Annotated in this window: 13 protein-coding genes and 1 pseudogene; 13 read left to right on the plus strand and 1 reads right to left on the minus strand. The window is 62.0% G+C overall.

The annotated features are described in order from the left end of the window. The first annotated feature begins 170 nt into the window (after window positions 1-170). Genes hcnA through hcnC form a run of 3 tightly spaced genes read left to right on the plus strand, consistent with a single transcriptional unit; the run spans window position 171 to window position 3,158 of the window. A complete protein-coding gene (gene hcnA, locus KI237_RS12545; RefSeq protein WP_212800076.1) occupies window positions 171-497 on the plus strand; it encodes a cyanide-forming glycine dehydrogenase subunit HcnA in 327 nt (108 codons plus the stop codon). Next, a complete protein-coding gene (gene hcnB / locus KI237_RS12550; RefSeq protein WP_212800077.1) occupies window positions 494-1,903 on the plus strand; it encodes a cyanide-forming glycine dehydrogenase subunit HcnB in 1,410 nt (469 codons plus the stop codon). The genes hcnA and hcnB overlap by 4 nt, the downstream gene beginning before the upstream one ends. Further along, window positions 1,896-3,158 (plus strand): cyanide-forming glycine dehydrogenase subunit HcnC, encoded by a 1,263-nt coding sequence (gene hcnC, locus KI237_RS12555; RefSeq protein ID WP_212800078.1) that lies wholly within the window; start codon window positions 1,896-1,898, stop codon window positions 3,156-3,158. The genes hcnB and hcnC overlap by 8 nt, the downstream gene beginning before the upstream one ends. A 1,306-nt stretch (window positions 3,159-4,464) precedes the next feature. Here the strand turns inward: hcnC and KI237_RS12560 are convergent. Beyond that, on the minus strand, window positions 4,465-5,388 hold the full coding sequence (locus KI237_RS12560; RefSeq protein WP_092349270.1) for a MurR/RpiR family transcriptional regulator: 924 nt from the start codon (window positions 5,386-5,388) through the stop codon (window positions 4,465-4,467). A 313-nt stretch (window positions 5,389-5,701) separates the two neighbouring features. On the opposite strand from KI237_RS12560, the gene KI237_RS12565 reads away from it, so the two are divergent. The 10 genes and pseudogenes from KI237_RS12565 to KI237_RS12610 all read left to right on the plus strand — a co-directional run bounded on the left by KI237_RS12565 (window position 5,702) and on the right by KI237_RS12610 (window position 19,707). Further along, complete coding sequence (locus KI237_RS12565) at window positions 5,702-7,639, plus strand: bifunctional 5-dehydro-2-deoxygluconokinase/5-dehydro-2-deoxyphosphogluconate aldolase (protein ID WP_212800079.1); 1,938 nt, start codon at window positions 5,702-5,704, stop codon at window positions 7,637-7,639. A gap of 145 nt (window positions 7,640-7,784) precedes the next feature. Next, complete coding sequence (iolE, locus tag KI237_RS12570; RefSeq protein ID WP_212800080.1) at window positions 7,785-8,678, plus strand: myo-inosose-2 dehydratase; 894 nt, start codon at window positions 7,785-7,787, stop codon at window positions 8,676-8,678. Further along, a complete protein-coding gene (gene iolB / locus KI237_RS12575) occupies window positions 8,675-9,484 on the plus strand; it encodes a 5-deoxy-glucuronate isomerase (RefSeq protein ID WP_212800081.1) in 810 nt (269 codons plus the stop codon). Before iolE ends, iolB begins: the two co-directional genes overlap by 4 nt. Window positions 9,485-9,514: 30 nt before the next feature. Continuing rightward, on the plus strand, window positions 9,515-11,017 hold the full coding sequence (locus tag KI237_RS12580; RefSeq protein ID WP_212800082.1) for a CoA-acylating methylmalonate-semialdehyde dehydrogenase: 1,503 nt from the start codon (window positions 9,515-9,517) through the stop codon (window positions 11,015-11,017). 35 nt (window positions 11,018-11,052) lie between these two features. Next, window positions 11,053-11,889 carry a TIM barrel protein gene (locus KI237_RS12585; protein ID WP_212800083.1) on the plus strand — a complete coding sequence of 279 codons (837 nt, stop codon included), beginning with the start codon at window positions 11,053-11,055 and terminating at the stop codon, window positions 11,887-11,889. A gap of 152 nt (window positions 11,890-12,041) precedes the next feature. Beyond that, window positions 12,042-13,973 carry a 3D-(3,5/4)-trihydroxycyclohexane-1,2-dione acylhydrolase (decyclizing) gene (gene iolD, locus KI237_RS12590; protein WP_212800084.1) on the plus strand — a complete coding sequence of 644 codons (1,932 nt, stop codon included), beginning with the start codon at window positions 12,042-12,044 and terminating at the stop codon, window positions 13,971-13,973. 32 nt (window positions 13,974-14,005) lie between these two features. Further along, complete coding sequence (gene iolG / locus KI237_RS12595) at window positions 14,006-15,016, plus strand: bifunctional inositol 2-dehydrogenase/D-chiro-inositol 1-dehydrogenase (protein WP_212800085.1); 1,011 nt, start codon at window positions 14,006-14,008, stop codon at window positions 15,014-15,016. Window positions 15,017-15,751: 735 nt separating this feature from the next. Beyond that, window positions 15,752-16,803, plus strand: a pseudogene (locus KI237_RS12600) (Gfo/Idh/MocA family protein). Window positions 16,804-17,149: 346 nt separating this feature from the next. Beyond that, on the plus strand, window positions 17,150-18,076 hold the full coding sequence (locus tag KI237_RS12605) for a sugar ABC transporter substrate-binding protein (RefSeq protein WP_212800086.1): 927 nt from the start codon (window positions 17,150-17,152) through the stop codon (window positions 18,074-18,076). Between the two features lie 77 nt (window positions 18,077-18,153). Beyond that, window positions 18,154-19,707, plus strand: coding sequence for a sugar ABC transporter ATP-binding protein (locus tag KI237_RS12610; RefSeq protein ID WP_212800087.1), 1,554 nt, complete (start codon window positions 18,154-18,156; stop codon window positions 19,705-19,707). The last annotated feature ends 20 nt before the right edge of the window (window positions 19,708-19,727 follow it).

Here is a 19,727-nt window from a genome sequence, read left to right on the forward strand (position 1 = left end):
TTCGCTGGCCTGGATCAACACTTGGTCACAAATAACTCCTAACATTAATGGGTGCGAACCATCATGTTTTGTCTGCTGCCCTGTTGTAGTGCGCTGTCGCTGCCGGGCACTGATGTACGTGGCGTGCCGCAAGGAGCCGAAACCTCACAGAACCTTCAAGGAAGAGCAGTATGATCCAATCTCAAGACCTTCTACGCCGAAAATTTGATATCCAGCCGCTGACCCATGCCGACATGACGGTGCGCCTGGACGGGCAGGTTGTCAGCGCCGCCCACGGTGAAACCGTCCTCACCGTCATTCAATCCCTGGGCCAACGTCAGGTGGCTCGTAACGATCACGACCAGATCAGCGGTGCCTACTGCGGCATGGGCGTGTGCCAGTGCTGCCTGGTCAAGATCGACGGTCGCCACAAGCGCCGCGCCTGCCAGACCCTGGTGCGCCCCGGCATGCAGATCGAAACCCGGGTCAACCGCATGACCGAAACGGAGGCGCCATGAGCCTCGATCCGGTGATTGTCGGCGGTGGGCCGGCGGGCATGGCCGCGGCCATCGAACTGGCCTCCCACGGTGTGCGCTGCACCTTGCTCGAAGAAGCGCCGCGCCTGGGTGGCGTGGTGTATCGCGGACCGTTGCGCGATGGCGTGCGCCTGGATTACCTGGGCCCGCGCTACAACGAAGCCCTGGAGAAACTCCACGGTGAATTCCAGCAACACGCCGGCCTGATCGACGTGCGATTGAGCAGCCGTGTCATCGGTGCCGAAGGCTTCCGGGCGCTGATGCTGCTCGATGCCGACGAGCGCCTGGGCGAGGTCGCCTATTCCCATCTGGTCCTGGCGGCCGGTTGCCACGAACGCAGCGTGCCGTTTCCTGGCTGGACCCTGCCGGGCGTGATGATGCTCGGGGGCCTGCAATTGCAGATCAAGAGCGGCGTGGTCAGGCCGCCGAGCCCGGTGGTGATCGCCGGCACGGGGCCGTTGCTGCCTTTGGTGGCCTGCCAGCTGCACGCTTCGGGCGTGGCGGTGGCGGGTGTCTATGAAGCCTGTACGTTCGGTCGGATCGCCAAGCAAAGCCTGGCGTTGCTGAACAAGCCGCAACTGTTCCTCGATGGCCTGAGCATGCTGGCCTACCTCAAGCTCAATCGCATTCCCGTGCGCTATGGCTGGGGCGTGGTGCAGGCCGACGGCGAGGGAGAGTTGAGCGTTGTTACCGTCGCGCCTTATTCCACGACCTGGGAACCCGACCTCAAACGTGCTGAACAGGTACCGGCCCAGACGTTGGCGATCGGCTACGGGTTTATCCCGCGGACGCAATTGAGCCAGCAGATGGGCCTGGAGCACGGTTTCAGCGAGGACGGCTATTTGCGGGCGGTGTCCGATGCCTGGCAACAAAGCAGCGAAGCGCACATCCATCTGGCCGGCGACATGGGCGGGATTCGCGGCGGTGAGGCCGCCATGCTCAGTGGACGCATCGCGGCGCTGTCGATCCTGATGCAACGCAACGTGCTGGATCCGTCCACGGCCCTGGCGCGCCGCGAACGTTACCAGGCGCAGCTGGACCGGATCATTCGCTTTCGCGCCGCCGTGGATCGCTACACCCAGCGTGGCGCCGGGCAAACCGCGCTGCCGGCCGCCGATACGGTGATCTGCCGCTGCGAGCACGCCACGCGCGCCGACATCGACCGGGCGCTGGAGCAAGGCGTGCAAGACATGGCCAGCCTGAAGATGCGCACCCGCGTGAGCATGGGCGATTGCCAGGGGCGGATGTGCGTCGGCTACTGCAGCGACCGCTTGCGCGAGGCCACCGGGCGTGCCGACGTGGGCTGGCTGCGGCCGCGTTTTCCCATCGATCCGATTCCCTTTTCAGCGTTCCAGAACGTCGGCATGGAGGTCGTTTCCCATGATTAAGGACTATGACGTGGTCATCGCCGGTGGCGGTGTGATCGGGGCCTCCTGTGCCTATCAACTGTCCAAGCGCAAACACCTGAAGATCGCCCTGATCGACGCCAAGCGTCCCGGCAACGCGACCCGTGCGTCGGCAGGTGGCCTGTGGGCCATTGGTGAGTCGGTGGGCCTGGGCTGCGGGGTGATTTTCTTTCGCATGATGTCGGCCGACCGCAAGCGCCAGACCCAGGGCGCTGCCGTGGCGGTGGACGCCAGCACGCCGCACATCCTGCCCCAGTCGTTTTTTGATTTCGCTTTGCAGTCCAACGCGATGTATCCGCAGTTGCACCGCGAGTTGATCGACAACCATGGCATGGATTTCAAGTTCGAGGAGACCGGGCTCAAGTTCGTGATCTACGACGATGAAGACCGTCTGTACGCCGAGCACATCGTCGCCTGCATTCCTCACCTGGCAGACCAGGTACGCTGGCTTGACCAGGCTGCCCTGCGTGAGGCTGAGCCGAATGTCAGCCATCAAGCCCTGGGGGCGCTGGAGTTTCTCTGCGACCATCAGGTCAGCCCGTTCCGTCTGGCCGACGCCTACACCGAAGGCGCCCGGCAGAACGGCGTCGACCTGTTCTTCAACACCAGCGTGACCGAGGTGCTGCGCAGCGGTACGCGGGTGACAGGCGTGAAAACCGCCGAGGCGGGGACGTTCAACTGCCGGACCCTGATCAACGCGGCCGGTGCCTGGGCGGCGGACCTGAGTGAGCAGGCCACTGGCGTGCGGATTCCGGTCAAGCCGGTCAAGGGGCAGATCCTGTTGACCGAGCGCATGCCGAAAATCCTCAACGGCTGCCTGACCACCAGCGACTGCTATGTGGCGCAGAAAGACAACGGTGAGATCCTCATTGGCAGCACCACCGAAGACAAAGGCTTCGACGTGACCACGACCTATCCGGAGATTGAAGGGTTGGTGCAAGGCGCGGTGCGGTGTATCCCGCAACTGGCCGACATCAACCTCAAACGGACCTGGGCCGGCCTGCGCCCGGGGTCTCCTGATGAATTGCCGATCCTGGGGCCGATGCGCGGGGTGGACGGCTATCTCAACGCTTGCGGGCATTTCCGCACCGGCATCCTGACCTCGGCCATCACCGGGGTGCTGCTGGACAAGCTGGTGAACAACGAGCCCTTGCCGCTGGACATCACGCCGTTCCTGGCGGACCGCTTCGAGGTTGCGCCGAAGGCCGTTGAACCGAAGGAAGTGGAGCTGGCTTGAGATAAGCCTTCACTCACTACAGAGATTTGTAGTGAACACAGGTCCAGTCACTGTGGGAGCCGAGCTTGCTCGCGATGACGGCGGCACAGTCAGCATCAATGCAAGCTGATCCACCGCTATCGCAAGCAAGCACAGCTCCCACACTGTTCTGGATGTTCACAAATCCTGCCTTCCCCCCAGACCCCCTGTGGGAGCCGAGCTTGCTCGCGATGACGGCGGCACAGTCAGCATCAATGCAAGCTGATCCACCGCTATCGCAAGCAAGCCCAGCTCCCACCTTGTTCTGGATGTTCACAAACCCGGCCTTCCCCCCAGATCCCCTGTGGGAGCCGAGCTTGCTCGCGATGACGGCGGCACAGTCAGCATCAATGCAAGCTGATCCACCGCTATCGCGAGCAAGCTCAGCTCCCACACTGTTCTGGATGTTCACAAACCCGGCCATCTCCCCAGATCCCTGTGGGAGCCGAGCTTGCTCGCGATGACGGCGGCACAGTCAGCATCAATGCAAGCTGATCCACCGCTATCGCAAGCAAGCACAGCTCCCACACAGTCCTGGATGTTCACAAATCCGGCCTTCACTCCAGATCCCCTGTGGGAGCCGAGCTTGCTCGCGATGACGGCGGCACAGTCAGCATCAATGCAAGCTGATCCACCGCTATCGCGAGCAAGCTCGGCTCCCACCTTGTTCTGGATGTTCACAAACCCGGCCTTCCCCCCAGATCCCCTGTGGGAGCCGAGCTTGCTCGCGATGACGGCGGCACAGTGAGCATCAATGCAAGCTGATCCACCGCTATCGCAAGCAAGCACAGCTCCCACACAGTCCTGGATGTTCACAAATCCGGCCTTCACTCCAGATCCCCTGTGGGAGCCGAGCTTGCTCGCGATGACGGCGGCACAGTCAGCATCAATGCAAGCTGATCCACCGCTATCGCAAGCAAGCCCAGCTCCCACACTGTTCTGGATGTTCACAAACCCGGCCATCCCCCCAGATCCCTGTGGGAGCCGAGCTTGCTCGCGATGACGGCGGCACAGTCAGCATCAATGCAAGCTGATCCACCGCTATCGCGAGCAAGCTCAGCTCCCACCTTGTTCTGGATGTTCACAAACCCGGCCTTCCCCCCAGATCCCTTGTGGGAGCCGAGCTTGCTCGCGATGACGGCGGCACAGTCAGCATCAATGCAAGCTGATCCACCGCTATCGCGAGCAAGCCCAGCTCCCACACTGTTCTGGATGTTCACAAATCCGACCTTCACTCCAGATCCCCTGTGGGAGGAGCTTGCTCGCGCGATTCATGGGGCCGGGGGCGTTAATCCTCGAACCCGACCTGTTCATGGATTTCATCGACCTTGAGCTCCAGTCGGTAAGCCACGGCGATGAACAACGCCTGGCACAGGCACAAGGTGGCACTCAACGAGCGGAAGGCGAACGAACTGCCTTCGTTGACCAGCAATACCGCGTTGGCCCGTTTGGCCAGGGGTGACAGGTTGCTGTCGGTGATGATCAGGGTCTTGGCCTGGTGGTGCTGGGCAATGCGCAGGCAGTGCTGGGTTTCCTTGCCATAGGGCGTGAAGCTGATGGCGATGACCAGGTCGTTGGCGCGCACGCTGCGCATCTGCTCGCGGTAACTGCCCCCCAGGCCGGACACCAGGTGAATGCGTTTATTGGTGTGTTGCAGGTTGTAGACCAGGTAATCGGCGACCGCGAACGAGCGGCGCACACCCACCACGTAGATGTTGTCGGCGTTGACTACCAGGTCCACGGCTTTTTCGAACGCCTGGTCGTCCAGCTCCAACCCCAGGCGCTCGATGCCCGACAGGGTCGCGTTGACGCATTCGCGGGCCAGGTCGCCGCCGCTGGCCTTCTGCGACTTGTTGGCGATCATGCTGCGGATGCGCTGCTGGTAGTTCTGCACCGGGGTGGTCTTGTGGGTGTAGGCCTCGCGGAACAGCGCCTGCATTTCACTGAACCCGCTGAAACCGAAACGCTGGGAAAACCTGACGATGGCCGAGGGGTGCACTTCGCACTCGCGGGCGATGTCGCTGATGCGGTCGACCATGATCCGGTCGCTCTGCTGGCTCATGTAGCTGGCGATGCGTTTGAGCTGGCGCGGCAGGCTTTCGTATTCATCGGTGATCAGTTGCAGCAGGCGCTCGGCATTGATCGGTGGGCTCGAGAGGGCGGGGTCGGACGCGCTCTCGGACGGCGCCGGCAGATCATCGGGGCGGGTCATAGAAAATCCTTCTGGCTTGTTCTTATAGGGCGGCCCGAAAAAAGGTCGGCCCTCGACAATAGGTTGGCTGGTCGCAGTCTACAGCGTAGGCGCAGGGAAAATCATGGGCGGACAAATGTTGCGGCATCTGCTGAAACGATGCACTGCGCCTGGCTCGCTTTGGTCATAGCGTATTGGAAAAAATATTCCACGTAAAAAATTTATAGAATAATTATTGATTATTGCGCGTCGCTCGTTTTAGTCTGCATTCACCAACAGCGTTGGCGCCGGTTTCGGCTCCAAGCGCAGGCTGATAAAAATAACAGGAGCCAGCATGGGCCAGACTCGTTTTGCCAGTGGGCGTCAATTGGATGTGATCTGCCTGGGACGCCTGGGCGTCGACCTTTATGCGCAGCAAGTCGGCGCCCGCCTGGAAGATGTCGCAAGCTTCGCCAAGTACCTGGGCGGCTCGTCGGCCAACATCGCTTTTGGCACGGCACGCCTGGGGCTCCGATCGGCGATGCTGAGCCGGGTAGGGGACGACCACATGGGCCGCTTCCTGGTGGAGTCCCTGGCACGTGAAGGCTGCGATGTCAGCGGCATCAAGGTCGATCCCGATCGCCTGACGGCCATGGTCCTGCTGGGAATCAAGGACCGGGAAACCTTTCCCCTGGTGTTCTACCGGGAAAATTGCGCCGACATGGCGTTGCGCGCCGAAGACATCGACGAAGCCTTCATTGCCTCCAGCAAGGCGCTGCTGATCACCGGCACCCATTTCTCTACCGATGGCGTCTACAAGGCCAGTACCCAGGCGCTGGATTACGCTGAGAAGCACAACGTCAAATGCGTGCTGGACATCGATTATCGGCCGGTGCTCTGGGGCCTGGCGGGCAAGGCCGATGGGGAAACCCGTTTTGTGGCCGACCAGAAGGTCAGCCAGCATGTGCAAGGCATCCTGCCGCGTTTCGATCTCATTGTTGGCACTGAAGAAGAATTTCTGATCGCGGGTGGCAGCGAAGACTTGCTGAGTGCCCTGCGCACCGTGCGCTCGCTGACGGCGGCGACCCTGGTGGTCAAGCTTGGTCCGCAAGGTTGCACGGTGATTCATGGCGCCATTCCGGCCCGCCTTGAAGACGGCGCTCTTTACCCGGGTGTCCGGGTCGAGGTCTTGAACGTACTGGGCGCCGGTGATGCATTCATGTCGGGGTTCCTCGCCGGTTGGCTGGAGGACGCCAGCGATGAGCGCTGCTGTCAGTTGGCCAATGCCTGCGGCGGCCTGGTGGTGTCGCGCCATGCCTGTGCCCCGGCGATGCCGACTCGGGCTGAGCTCGACTATTTATTCAAGAGCCCGGTGCCGATTACCCGGCCGGACCAGGATGCCGTGCTGCAACGGCTGCACCGGGTCAGCGTCCCCCGCAAGACCTGGAAGCAGCTGTTCATCTTTGCGTTCGACCATCGCTGGCAACTGGTGGAGCTGGCCCAGAAGGGCGGCCGCGACCTGAGCTGCATTGGTGACCTCAAGCAACTGTTCATCCAGGCGGTAGAGCGGGTCGAAGCCGACCTGCAAAGCCAGGGCGTCGAGGCCGACGTCGGTCTGCTGGCCGACCAACGCTTCGGCCAGGACTCGCTGAACGCTGCCACCGGACGTGGCTGGTGGGTGGCGCGGCCAGTGGAGGTGCAGAACTCGCGACCACTGGCGTTCGAACACGGGCGCTCCATTGGCAGCAACCTGATCGCCTGGCCACAGGAACAGATCATCAAGTGCCTGGTGCAATTTCACCCTGACGACGAACCACTGCTGCGCCTGGAGCAGGAAGCGCAATTGATGGGGCTGTACAAGGCGTCCCAGGTCAGCGGCCATGAATTGCTGCTGGAAGTCATCCCGCCCAAGGATCATCCGTCACCCCACCCGGACGTGCTCTATCGCGCCCTCAAGCGCCTCTACAACCTGGGTATTTATCCGGCGTGGTGGAAGATTGAAGCCCAGAGCGCGCAGGAGTGGAAACAGCTTGATGAGCTGATCCAGCAACGCGACCCGTATTGCCGTGGCGTGGTCCTGCTGGGCCTCAACGCCCCGGCGGCCGCCCTGGCCGAAGGCTTCCGCCAGGCCAGCCAGAGCACCACCTGCCGCGGTTTTGCCGTGGGTCGCACGATCTTCCAGGAACCGAGCCGGGCCTGGCTGGCCGGGGAAATCGATGATGAAACGCTGATCAGGCAGGTGCAGGGCAGGTTTGTCGAGTTGATCGAGGCGTGGCGCAGTGCCCGTGCTTGAAAATGTGGGAGCGAGCTTGCTCGCGATGACGGTGGCACATCCAACATTGAGGTGACTGTCAAACCGCTATCGCGAGCAAGCTCGCTCCCACAGGGATCCAGCGTCGTTTTTACTGAATGTGTGAAAAACAATAAAAGGTGCAGCCATGCCCGCTATTCGAATTGGCATCAACCCGATTTCCTGGAGCAACGATGACTTGCCGTCGTTGGGCGGCGAGACGCCGTTGAGTACGGCGCTGAGCGAAGGCAAGGACATCGGCTACGAAGGTTTTGAACTCAACGGCAAATTCCCCAAGGACGCCAAGGGCGTCGGTGATGTGCTGCGTCCTTATGACCTGGCGCTGGTGTCCGGCTGGTATTCCAGCCGGCTGGCCCGGCGTTCGGCGGCTGAGGAAATCGACGCCATCGCCAGCCACGTGGAGTTGCTGGCGCAGAACGGCGCGACGGTGCTGGTGTATGGCGAAGTTGCCGACTCGATCCAGGGCCAGCGGATCTCGCTGGTCGAACGGCCGCGTTTTCACACCGATGAAGCCTGGCAAGCCTACGCCGACAAACTCACCGAACTGGCGCGCTTCACCTTGTCCCAAGGCGTGCGCCTGGCCTATCACCACCACATGGGCGCCTACGTCGAATCGCCCTCGGACATCGACAAGCTGATGGCCCTGACCGGCAGCGAAGTGGGCCTGCTGTTCGACTCGGGCCACTGCTACATGGGCGGTGGCGAACCGTTGCAGGTGCTGCGCAAACACATCGAACGGGTCTGTCATGTGCACTTCAAGGACGTGCGCAAACCGGTGGTGCAACTGGCGCGCAATAACCTGTGGAGTTTTCCCGACTGCATCATCAACGGCACCTTCACTGTGCCGGGGGACGGTGACATCGACTTCGCCGCGTTGCTCGACGTCCTGCTGGCCGCCGATTACCAAGGCTGGCTGGTGGTGGAAGCCGAGCAGGATCCTGCCGTAGCACCGAGTTATGCCTACGCCAAGAAGGGCTACGACACGCTGCGGGCCTTGCTGCAAGAAAGGAGTCCGTCATGAGCCTGTTGATCAAGAGCCATTCCAGCGGCCGAACCATGGTCCAGTTGCCGGCAGGTGAGCTGGAATACGTCGGGTTCGCCGCCTATCGCTTGAGCCTGGGCGAAACCCTGCCGGTGGCCGCCGACGACAAGGAATTGTGCCTGGTGCTGCTCAGCGGGCGCATCAACCTCAAGGGCGAAGCACCGGGGCAGGGCGCTTTCGATTGGGACAACCTCGGTGATCGCCAGTCGGTGTTCGAGGACAAGTCACCTTATGCCGCTTACCTGCCGCCTGGCAGTCAGGCCCAGGTCACCGCCCTGAGCGATGTACAGATTGCCGTGTGCGCCGCGCCGGGGTCTGCGCAGAACAGTTATGGCCCACGGTTGATCCGCCCGGACAGCATGAAGCGCAGCGTGCGTGGCAAGGGCGCCAACACCCGTTATGTCTGCGACATCCTGCCCGACAGCGAACCGGCCCATTCGCTGTTGGTGGTGGAAGTGCGCACGCCGTCGGGGCACTCCTCAAGCTACCCGCCGCACAAGCACGACACCGACGATCTGCCGCACCAGAGCTTTCTGGAAGAAACCTATTACCACCAGGTCAACCCGTCCCAAGGCTTCGTGTTCCAGCGGGTCTACACCGACGACCGCAGCATCGACCAGGCCATGGCCGTGGAAAACAGCGACCTGGTGGTGGTGCCCAAGGGTTATCACCCGGTCAGCGTGCCCTACGGGTACGAGTCGTATTACCTGAACGTCATGGCCGGCCCGAAGCGGGTCTGGCAGTTCCATAACGATCCGCAGCACAGCTGGCTGCTGGACCTCTGATTTCCAACATTCGCACGGAGAACAAGCACAATGAGTGACGCCCCGGTAGTAGGCCATTACCTCAACGGCCACGTGCAGGACCGCGACAGCACGCGGTTCAGCAATGTCTTCAACCCGGCCACCGGCGCGGTGCAGGCCCGGGTGGCCCTGGCCGAGCCGGGCACCGTCGACGCGGCAGTGGCCTCGGCGCTGGCGGCGTTCCCGGCCTGGTCCGAGCAGTCGTCATTGCGCCGTTCACGGGTGATGTTCAAGTTCAAGGAACTGCTGGACCGTCATCACGACGAACTGGCGCAGATCATCAGCCGTGAGCACGGCAAGGTGCTGTCCGACGCCCACGGCGAAGTCACCCGCGGTATCGAGATCGTCGAGTACGCCTGCGGTGCGCCGAATCTGCTCAAGACCGATTTCAGCGACAACATCGGCGGCGGCATCGACAACTGGAACCTGCGCCAGCCCCTGGGCGTTTGCGCCGGTGTCACGCCGTTCAACTTCCCGGTGATGGTGCCGTTGTGGATGATTCCCCTGGCGCTGGTCGCCGGTAACTGCTTCATCCTCAAGCCTTCGGAGCGCGATCCGTCCGCCAGTTTGCTGATGGCCCGTTTGCTGACCGAAGCCGGCTTGCCGGACGGGGTGTTCAACGTGGTCCAGGGCGACAAAGTGGCGGTGGATGCGTTGTTGCAGCACCCGGACATCGAAGCGATTTCCTTTGTCGGCTCCACGCCGATTGCCGAGTACATCCACCAGCAGGGCACGGCACGCGGCAAACGTGTGCAGGCCCTGGGCGGGGCCAAGAACCACATGATCGTCATGCCCGACGCCGACCTCGACCAGGCGGCGGATGCGTTGATCGGCGCCGCCTACGGCTCGGCCGGCGAACGCTGCATGGCGATTTCCATCGCCGTGGCGGTGGGTGATGTGGGCGACGATTTGATTGCCAAGCTGTTGCCCCGCATAGATCAACTGAAGATTGGCAACGGCCAGCAGCCCGGCACCGACATGGGGCCGCTGGTCACCGCCGAGCACAAGGCCAAGGTCGAAGGTTTCATCGACGCCGGCGTAGCCGAGGGCGCTCGGCTGATCGTCGATGGCCGTGGTTTCAAGGTGCCCGGGGCCGAGCAGGGCTTCTTTGTCGGCGCGACGCTGTTCGACCAGGTCACCGCCGAGATGAGCATCTACCAGCAAGAAATCTTCGGCCCGGTGCTGGGGATCGTTCGCGTACCGGATTTCGCCACGGCGGTGGCGCTGATCAACGCCCATGAATTCGGCAACGGCGTGTCGTGTTTCACCCGTGACGGCGGCATCGCCCGGGCGTTCGCGCGCAGCATCAAGGTCGGCATGGTGGGCATCAATGTTCCGATTCCGGTGCCCATGGCCTGGCATTCCTTTGGCGGCTGGAAGCGTTCGTTGTTCGGCGATCACCATGCCTACGGTGAAGAAGGCCTGCGCTTTTATAGCCGCTACAAAAGCGTGATGCAGCGCTGGCCCGACAGCATCGCCAAGGGGCCTGAGTTCAGCATGCCGACTGCCCAATAACTCATTTTCGAATGACTGCCGGAGGGAGAACAACAATGAACAAGCCCCTGCGTTTTGCCTTGAACCGAATGGTTGCGCCACACCTGTCACTGCCCGCTTTCATCGACCTGGCCCTGGCGTTGAAAACCGATGCCATCGAGATCCGCAACGATCTGAAGGGCGTCGAGATCGAAGACGGCATGCCGCCGGCCAGGGTGCGCGAGTTGTGCGAGGCGCGCGGCATCAAGGTGCTGTCGATCAACGCCCTGTATCCCTTTGACGTGTGGAACGAAGAGCGCCGCGCCCAGGCCGTGCGGTTGGCCGATTACGCCCGAGAATGCGGCGCCGAGGGCCTGGTGATGTGCCCGCTCAATGACCGCGCCGACCCGCGTGGTGAGGCCGAGCGCGCGGCGGGGCTGCGCACCGCCCTCAGTGAATTGGCACCGATCCTGCGCGCCTTCGGCATCTACGGGTTCATCGAGCCCCTGGGTTTCGAGGAATGCTCGTTGCGCCGCAAGCGCACGGCGGTGGAAGCGATCAAGAGCATTGGCGGGCTGGATGTGTTCCGCCTGGTGCATGACACCTTTCACCATCACCTGGCCGGTGAACAGGAATTCTTCCCCGAGCTGACCGGGTTGGTGCACATCTCCGGTGTCGAGGATGCCCAGGCGCCCTTGGCAACGATCCGCGACGGCCATCGGGTGTTGGTGGGCGAGGCCGACATCCTGGGCAACGCTACGCAGATCGAGGCGCTGCGGGCCGGTGGCTACGAGGGCTACCTGTCCTTCGAACCGTTCGCCGAGAGCGTCCATGACCTGGCCGACATCCGCCAGGCGCTGGGGGCGAGTATGAGCCACCTGCAAAGCTCCCAGGCCTGCCCCGGTTTTCAATAACGACGAAGCCCCTCTTTGTGGGAGCGAGCTTGCTCGCGATGGCCGCAGTACATTCAACACATAGGCGCCTGACACACCGCTATCGCGAGCAGGCTCGCTCCCACAGGGGAACGATTCAGCCGCCAAATTTGCATTCCAGACAAGGTGCAAGCATGACCACAACACGACTGACCATGGCCCAGGCCCTGGTGAAATTCCTCGATAACCAGTACATCGAGGTCGATGGCGTCCAGAGCAAGTTCGTCGCCGGGGTTTTTACCATTTTTGGCCATGGCAACGTGCTGGGCCTGGGCCAGGCGCTGGAGCAGGACAGCGGCGACCTGGTGGTCCATCAGGGCCGCAACGAGCAGGGCATGGCCCACGCCGCCATCGGCTTTGCCAAACAGCATCTGCGGCGCAAGATCTACGCCTGCAGCTCGTCGGTCGGCCCTGGCGCGGCGAACATGTTGACCGCCGCCGCCACCGCGACGGCCAACCGTATTCCGTTGCTGCTGTTGCCCGGCGATGTCTACGCCAGTCGCCAGCCAGATCCGGTGCTGCAGCAGATCGAGCAGTTCCACGACTTGAGCATCAGCACCAACGATGCGTTCAAGGCCGTGAGCAAATATTGGGACCGCATCAACCGCCCCGAGCAACTGATGACCGCCGCGATCCATGCGATGCGCGTGCTGACCGACCCGGCCGAAACCGGCGCGGTGACCCTGGCCTTGCCCCAGGACGTACAGGCCGAAGCCTACGATTACCCGGACTACTTCCTGCAAAAACGTGTTCACCGCATCGATCGCCGCCCAGCCACCGCAGCGATGCTCGGCGATGCCCTGGCGCTGCTCAAGGGCAAGCGCCAACCGTTGATCATCTGTGGCGGCGGCGTGCGCTACGCCGGTGCCAACGCCGCGTTGCAGACCTTTGCCGAGCGCTTCGACATTCCGTTCGCCGAGACCCAGGCGGGCAAGAGCGCGGTGGTGTCCAGTCACCCGCTGAACGTTGGTGGTATCGGTGAAACCGGTTGCCTGGCGGCGAACCTGTTGGCCAAGAAAGCCGACCTGATCATCGGTATCGGCACGCGCTACAGCGATTTCACCACGGCGTCGAAATGGTTGTTCCAGCACCCGGATGTGCAGTTCCTCAATCTCAACATCAGCCCGTGCGATGCGTTGAAGCTCGACGGCGTGCAACTGCTGGCGGACGCCCGTTCGGGGCTGGAGGCACTGTCTGGCGCGATGGGCGACTATCGCGCCGAATGGGGCGCACAGATCGCCGATGCCAAGGCCCAGCTGGACGCCGAAGTGGACCGGATCTATCAGGCGGACTTCCAGACCGAGGATTTCGTCCCGGAAATCAACGACCACATGGACCCAGCGGTGTTTCGCGAATTCATCGAACTCACCGGTTCCTGCCTGACCCAGAGCCGCGTGCTCGGCACGCTCAACCAAGCCCTGGCGGATGACGCCATTATCGTCGCCGCCGCCGGCAGCCTGCCCGGCGACTTGCAGCGCAGTTGGCGCAGCAAGGGCGTTGACACCTATCACGTCGAGTACGGTTATTCGTGCATGGGCTATGAGGTGAATGCGGCGCTGGGGGTGAAGCTCGCCGCGCCGGACAAAGAGGTCTATGCCCTGGTGGGCGACGGCTCCTACATGATGCTGCATTCGGAATTGGCGACCTCGATCCAGGAGCGCCGCAAGATCAATGTGGTGTTGCTGGACAACATGACCTTCGGTTGCATCAACAACCTGCAAATGGAACACGGCATGGACAGCTTCGGCACCGAGTTCCGCTTCCGCAACCCGGACACCGGCAAGCTCGACGGCGGTTTCGTGCCGGTGGATTTTGCCATGAGTGCCGCGGCCTACGGCTGCAAGACCTATAAGGTCAAGACCCTCGACGAACTGCACGCGGCCCTGGCCGATGCGCGGCGCCAGAGCGTCTCGACGCTGATCGACATCAAGGTTTTGCCCAAGACCATGATCCACAAATACCTGTCGTGGTGGCGGGTCGGCGTGGCGCAGGTGTCCACCAGTGCCCGCACCGATGCCGTCGCCAAGACCCTCAATGAACGACTGGCCAAGGCCCGTCAATACTGATTGCCCCCAACAATACGAAAGGAGTGCTCTACATGTCTTTGAAGCTGGGCGTCATCGGCACCGGGGCCATCGGCCAGGACCATATCCGTCGTTGCAGCCAGACCTTGCTCAACAGCCAGGTGGTGGCGGTGACCGACATCAACCTCGCCCAGGCGGCGAAGGTGGTGGCCGATTTGAAACTGACTGCCGAGGTGTACCCCGACGGTCATGCGTTGATCAAGGCGCCGGACGTGGAGGCGATTCTTGTGACCTCCTGGGGCCCGAGCCACGAAGAATTCGTGCTGGCGGCGATTGCAGCCGGCAAACCGGTGTTCTGTGAAAAGCCCCTGGCCGTTACAGCCCAAGGCTGCCGCAAAATTGTCGAGGCCGAAATAGCCCACGGCAAACGCCTGGTGCAGGTTGGTTTCATGCGTCCGTACGATGAGGGTTATCGGGCACTCAAGGCGGTGATCGACAGCGGCCAGATCGGTGAGCCACTGATGCTGCATTGCGCCCACCGTAACCCGAGCGTGGGCGAAAACTATAAGACTGACATGGCGATCACCGACACCTTGATCCACGAGCTGGATGTGTTGCGCTGGCTGTTGGCCGATGACTACGTGTCGGTGCAGGTGGTGTTCCCGCGCAAGACCAGCAAGGCCCTGGCCCACTTGCGCGACCCGCAGATCGTCTTGCTGGAAACCGCTCGGGGCACGCGCATCGACGTTGAAGTGTTCGTCAACTGCCAGTACGGCTACGACATCCAATGCGAAGTGGTGGGGGAGACCGGCATCGCCAAGCTCCCGGAACCGTCCCAGGTGCAACTGCGCAGTGGCGCCAAGTTGTCCAATGCGATCCTGATGGACTGGAAGGACCGCTTCATCGCGGCCTACGACGTCGAATTGCAGGCCTTCATCGACGGCGTGCGCGCCGGACAGGTGGGCGGGCCGTCGGCCTGGGATGGTTTCGCCGCAGCGGTGGCGGCTGATGCCTGTGTGGCAGCGCAGCAGAGTGGGCAGATCGTCAAGGTCGACCTGCCCGAGCGCCCGCGTTTCTACGGCTAACCACAATCCCTATGGGGATGCAGTCAATTGTGGGAACGAGCTTGCTCGCGATAGCGGTGGGGCAGTCAACACGATGCAGGGCTGTTCCACCGCCATCGCGAGCAAGCTCGCTCCCACAGGGTAGTGCTTGAACCTTGATCTAAGGAGCTTCTCATGCGTGGTGAGCAGGGTTCCCGCAGTCACCCGAGAACAAACTGTGGGAGCTGAGCTTGCTCGCGATGACGGTGGCACATTCAGCATCAATGCAAGCTGATCCACCGCTATCGCGAGCAGGCTCGCTCCCACAGGGAATCTGTGGTGAGCAGGGTTCCCGCAGTCACCCGAGAACAAACTGTGGGAGCTGAGCTTGCTCGCGATGACGGTGGCACATTCAGCATCAATGCAAGCTGATCCGCCGCTATCGCGAGCAGGTTCGCTCCCACAGGGAATCTGTGGTGAGCAGGGTTTCAGCAGTCACCCGAGAACAAACTGTGGGAGCTGAGCTTGCTCGCGATGACGGTGGCATATTGAGCATCAATCCAAGCTGATCCACCGCTATCGCGAGCAGGTTCGCTCCCACAGGGAATCTGTGGTGAGCAGGGTTTCAGCAGTCACCCGAGAACAAACTGTGGGAGCTGAGCTTGCTCGCGATGACGGTGGCACATTCAGCATCAATGCAAGCTGATCCACCGCTATCGCGAGCAGGCTCAGCTCCCACAGCGATTGCATTCATTCAGTGATTAACAAGGAGCTTTCATGCGAATCGGACTAGTGGGCTACGGCAAGGGCGGGCGCTTTTTTCATGCGCCGCTGATCAGCAGCCTGCCGGGGGCTACGTTTGTTGGCGTGGTGACCCAGTCCGCCGAGCGGCGCGAGCAACTGGCGAGTGATTACCCGCACGTCCAGGCCTTCGACACGCTCGAACAACTGGTGGCAGCGGGCGTCGATGCGGTGGTGGTGTCCACGCCGCTGGACGGTCGCCCAGCCGTGGTGATGCAAGCCATCGAACTCGGCGTGGCAGTGGTCAGCGATAAGCCTTTCGCCCAAGACGCCGGGCAAGCCGAGGCCATGGTGCTGGCGGCCGAACGGCGCAACGTGCCGTTGAGCGTGTACCAGAACCGCCGCTGGGATTCGGATTTCCTGACCCTGCGCAAGCTGCTGGCCTCCGGTGCCCTGGGGCAGGTCATTCGTTTTGAATCCAGCGTCGAGCGCTATTCGCCGACCTCGGTCGGCAAAGGCAGCGGTGGCGGGTTCCTGCGCGACTTGGGCAGCCACCTGGTAGACCAGGCGCTGCAACTGTTCGGGCCGGTGGAGCGGGTCTACGCCGAGCTGGACTACCGGCAGCCCGACCAGGCGTTCGACAACGGCTTCTTCATGTCCTTGACCCATGCCAGCGGCGTGATTTCCCACTTGAGCGGCAATTGCGTGCAAAACGCAGCGCGCCCGCGTTTTCGGGTCAACGGCACCCAGGGCTGCTATACCGTCGAAGGCCTGGACGGGCAAGAGGCCCAGGCACTGGCGGGCTTGAGCCCGGCGACCGAGGGTGAACGCTGGGGGCTGAAGAGCATCGGCGCTGGGGCTGGTTCGAACACGGCACCGAGCGCGAGCGGGTGACCTCGGAGCGTGGCTGCTGGCTGGCGTTCTACCAACACCTGCAAACCGCGTTGCAGGGCGCAGGCCCGCTGCCGGTGGAGGCCCGGGATGCACTGGCGACCACGCGCATCCTTGATGCAGCCAGGCAGAGTGCCGAGCAGGGCGAAGTGGTGCGGTTGTCCACGCCTGTGGGTCATGGAATAAAAAACGAATAAAATTCTAAAATGAGTTGATATGGAAAATATTTTCCAATAAAGTCAATTCCAGGTTACCGACAATCCTGTCTGTCTCTCGTCAAGCCAGCCTTGAACGTAAGACAGACGAAACAAAAACAAGAAACACAGCTAGGTACCGTCGATGAAAACCTTCAGTCGCTCTGCGTTTCACCTGTCACATCTATTGCGCCTGTCCGCAGTCCTTCCCCTGTTCCAATCCCTGTGTATCCAGCGCAACGGCGCCGTGGTGTGTTGCATGCCCGGCGCGCCCATCGTGCGCTTGCCCCGTTCCTGATCCGTCACGCCTTATCCATAAAACCAACAAAAAAGTGGAGAAAGACCGTTCATGAAGACCAAGACCCGTATCGCCTCGCTGGCCCTGTCGTTGATGCTTACCAGCGGCGCTGCCCTGGCGGACCTGAAGATCGGCGTCAGCATGTCCCAGTTCGATGACACCTGGTTGACTTACCTGCGCGAATCCATGGACAAGAAAGCCAAGTCCCTGCCGGACGGCGTCACCCTGCAGTTCGAAGACGCGCGCAGCGACGTGGTCAAGCAGTTGAGCCAGGTGGAAAGCTTCATCAGCCAGAAGGTCGATGCGCTCATCGTCAACCCGGTGGACACCGCCGCAACCCAGCGCATCACCAAGGCCGCCGTGGCCGCCGGTATTCCACTGGTGTACGTCAACCGCCGTCCGGACGATCCGAAGTTGCCAGAAGGTGTGGTCACCGTGGCCTCCGATGACCTGGAAGCCGGCCGCATGCAGATGCAATACCTGGCCGACAAGATGGGCGGCAAGGGCGACATCGTGATTCTGCTGGGCGACCTCGCCAATAACTCCACCACCAACCGCACCAAGGGCGTCAAGGAGGTGCTGGCCAAATACCCCGGCATCAAGATCGAGCAGGAACAGACGGGCACCTGGTCCCGTGACAAGGGCATGACCCTGGTCAATGACTGGCTGACCCAGGGCCGCGAGTTCCAGGCTGTGGTGTCCAACAACGACGAGATGGCCATCGGTGCCGCCATGGCCCTCAAGCAGGCGGGCACCAAGAAGGGCAGCGTACTGATTGCCGGGGTCGATGGCACGCCGGACGGTTTGAACGCGATCAAGAAAGGCGAGATGGCCGTCTCGGTGTTCCAGGACGCCAAGGGCCAGGCCGACGGCTCGATCGATACGGCGGTGAAAATGGTCAAGAAACAGCCGGTCGAACAGTCCGTCTGGGTGCCGTATCGCCTGATCACGCCGGAAAACGTCGATCAGTTCAAGTGACGTTTGACGCACCGGTCCCACCACAACAATAAACAGGCAAGGTTGCAACGCCGACCTTGCCGAGGGAGTACCTGATCATGTTCGCTTCAGCGACTGCTTCGAGCGCCCCGGCGATGACTTTCCGGCCGGACGCAATACCTGATGAACCGTATCTGCTGGAAGTCGTCAATGTCAGCAAAGGCTTTCCCGGCGTGGTGGCCCTGTCCGATGTACAACTGCGGGTACGCCCCGGTTCCGTGCTGGCCCTGATGGGCGAGAATGGCGCGGGCAAATCCACCTTGATGAAAATCATCGCCGGTATCTACCAGCCGGACGCCGGCGAACTGCGTCTGCGCGGCAAGCCGGTGACGTTCGACACGCCGCTGGCGGCCTTGCAGGCCGGCATCGCGATGATCCATCAGGAACTGAACCTGATGCCCCACATGAGCATCGCCGAAAACATCTGGATCGGTCGCGAGCAGCTCAACGGCCTGCACATGGTCGACCATGGTGAGATGCATCGCTGCACCGCCCGCCTGCTGGAGCGCCTGCGCATCAAGCTCGACCCCGAGGAGCAGGTGGGCAACCTGAGCATCGCCGAGCGGCAGATGGTGGAGATTGCCAAGGCCGTCTCGTATGACTCCGACATCCTGATCATGGACGAGCCGACCTCGGCCATTACCGAGACCGAAGTCGCCCACCTGTTCTCGATCATTGCCGACCTCAAGTCCCAGGGCAAAGGCATCATCTACATCACCCACAAAATGAACGAGGTGTTTGCCATCGCCGATGAAGTGGCGGTGTTTCGCGACGGTGCCTACATCGGCCTGCAACGGGCCGACAGCATGGACGGCGACAGCCTGATTTCGATGATGGTCGGGCGGGAACTGAGCCAGTTGTTCCCGGTGCGCGAGCAACCCATCGGCGAATTGGTACTGTCGGTGCGCGACCTGAGCCTGGACGGCATCTTCAAAGGCGTGTCCTTCGACCTGCATGCCGGGGAGATCCTCGGCATCGCCGGGTTGATGGGCTCGGGCCGGACCAACGTGGCCGAGGCGATTTTCGGCGTGACCCCGAGTACCGGTGGCGAAATCCTGCTCGATGGCCAACCGGTGCGCATCAGCGACCCGCACATGGCCATCGAGAAAGGCTTCGCGCTGTTGACCGAGGACCGCAAGCTCAGTGGCCTGTTCCCGTGCCTGTCGGTACTGGAAAACATGGAGATGGCGGTGTTGCCCCATTACGTCGGCAACGGCTTCATCCAGCAGAAAGCCCTGCGCGCCTTGTGTGAAGACATGTGCAAGAAGTTGCGGGTCAAGACCCCGTCGCTGGAACAGTGCATCGATACTTTATCTGGCGGCAACCAGCAGAAAGCGCTGCTGGCCCGCTGGCTGATGACCAACCCGCGCATCCTGATCCTCGACGAGCCGACCCGTGGCATCGATGTCGGTGCCAAGGCCGAGATCTACCGGCTGATCTCCTACCTTGCCAGCGAAGGCATGGCGGTGATCATGATTTCCTCGGAGCTGCCGGAAGTGCTGGGCATGAGCGACCGGGTCATGGTGATGCACGAAGGCGACTTGATGGGCACCCTCGACCGCAGCGAAGCGACCCAGGAACGAGTCATGCAACTGGCATCAGGCTTGTCCTGATGCTCGTCAGTCCAGATAAA

Source organism: Pseudomonas sp. St316 (genome assembly GCF_018325905.1).
In the GTDB taxonomy this organism is placed as follows: Bacteria; Pseudomonadota; Gammaproteobacteria; order Pseudomonadales; family Pseudomonadaceae; genus Aquipseudomonas.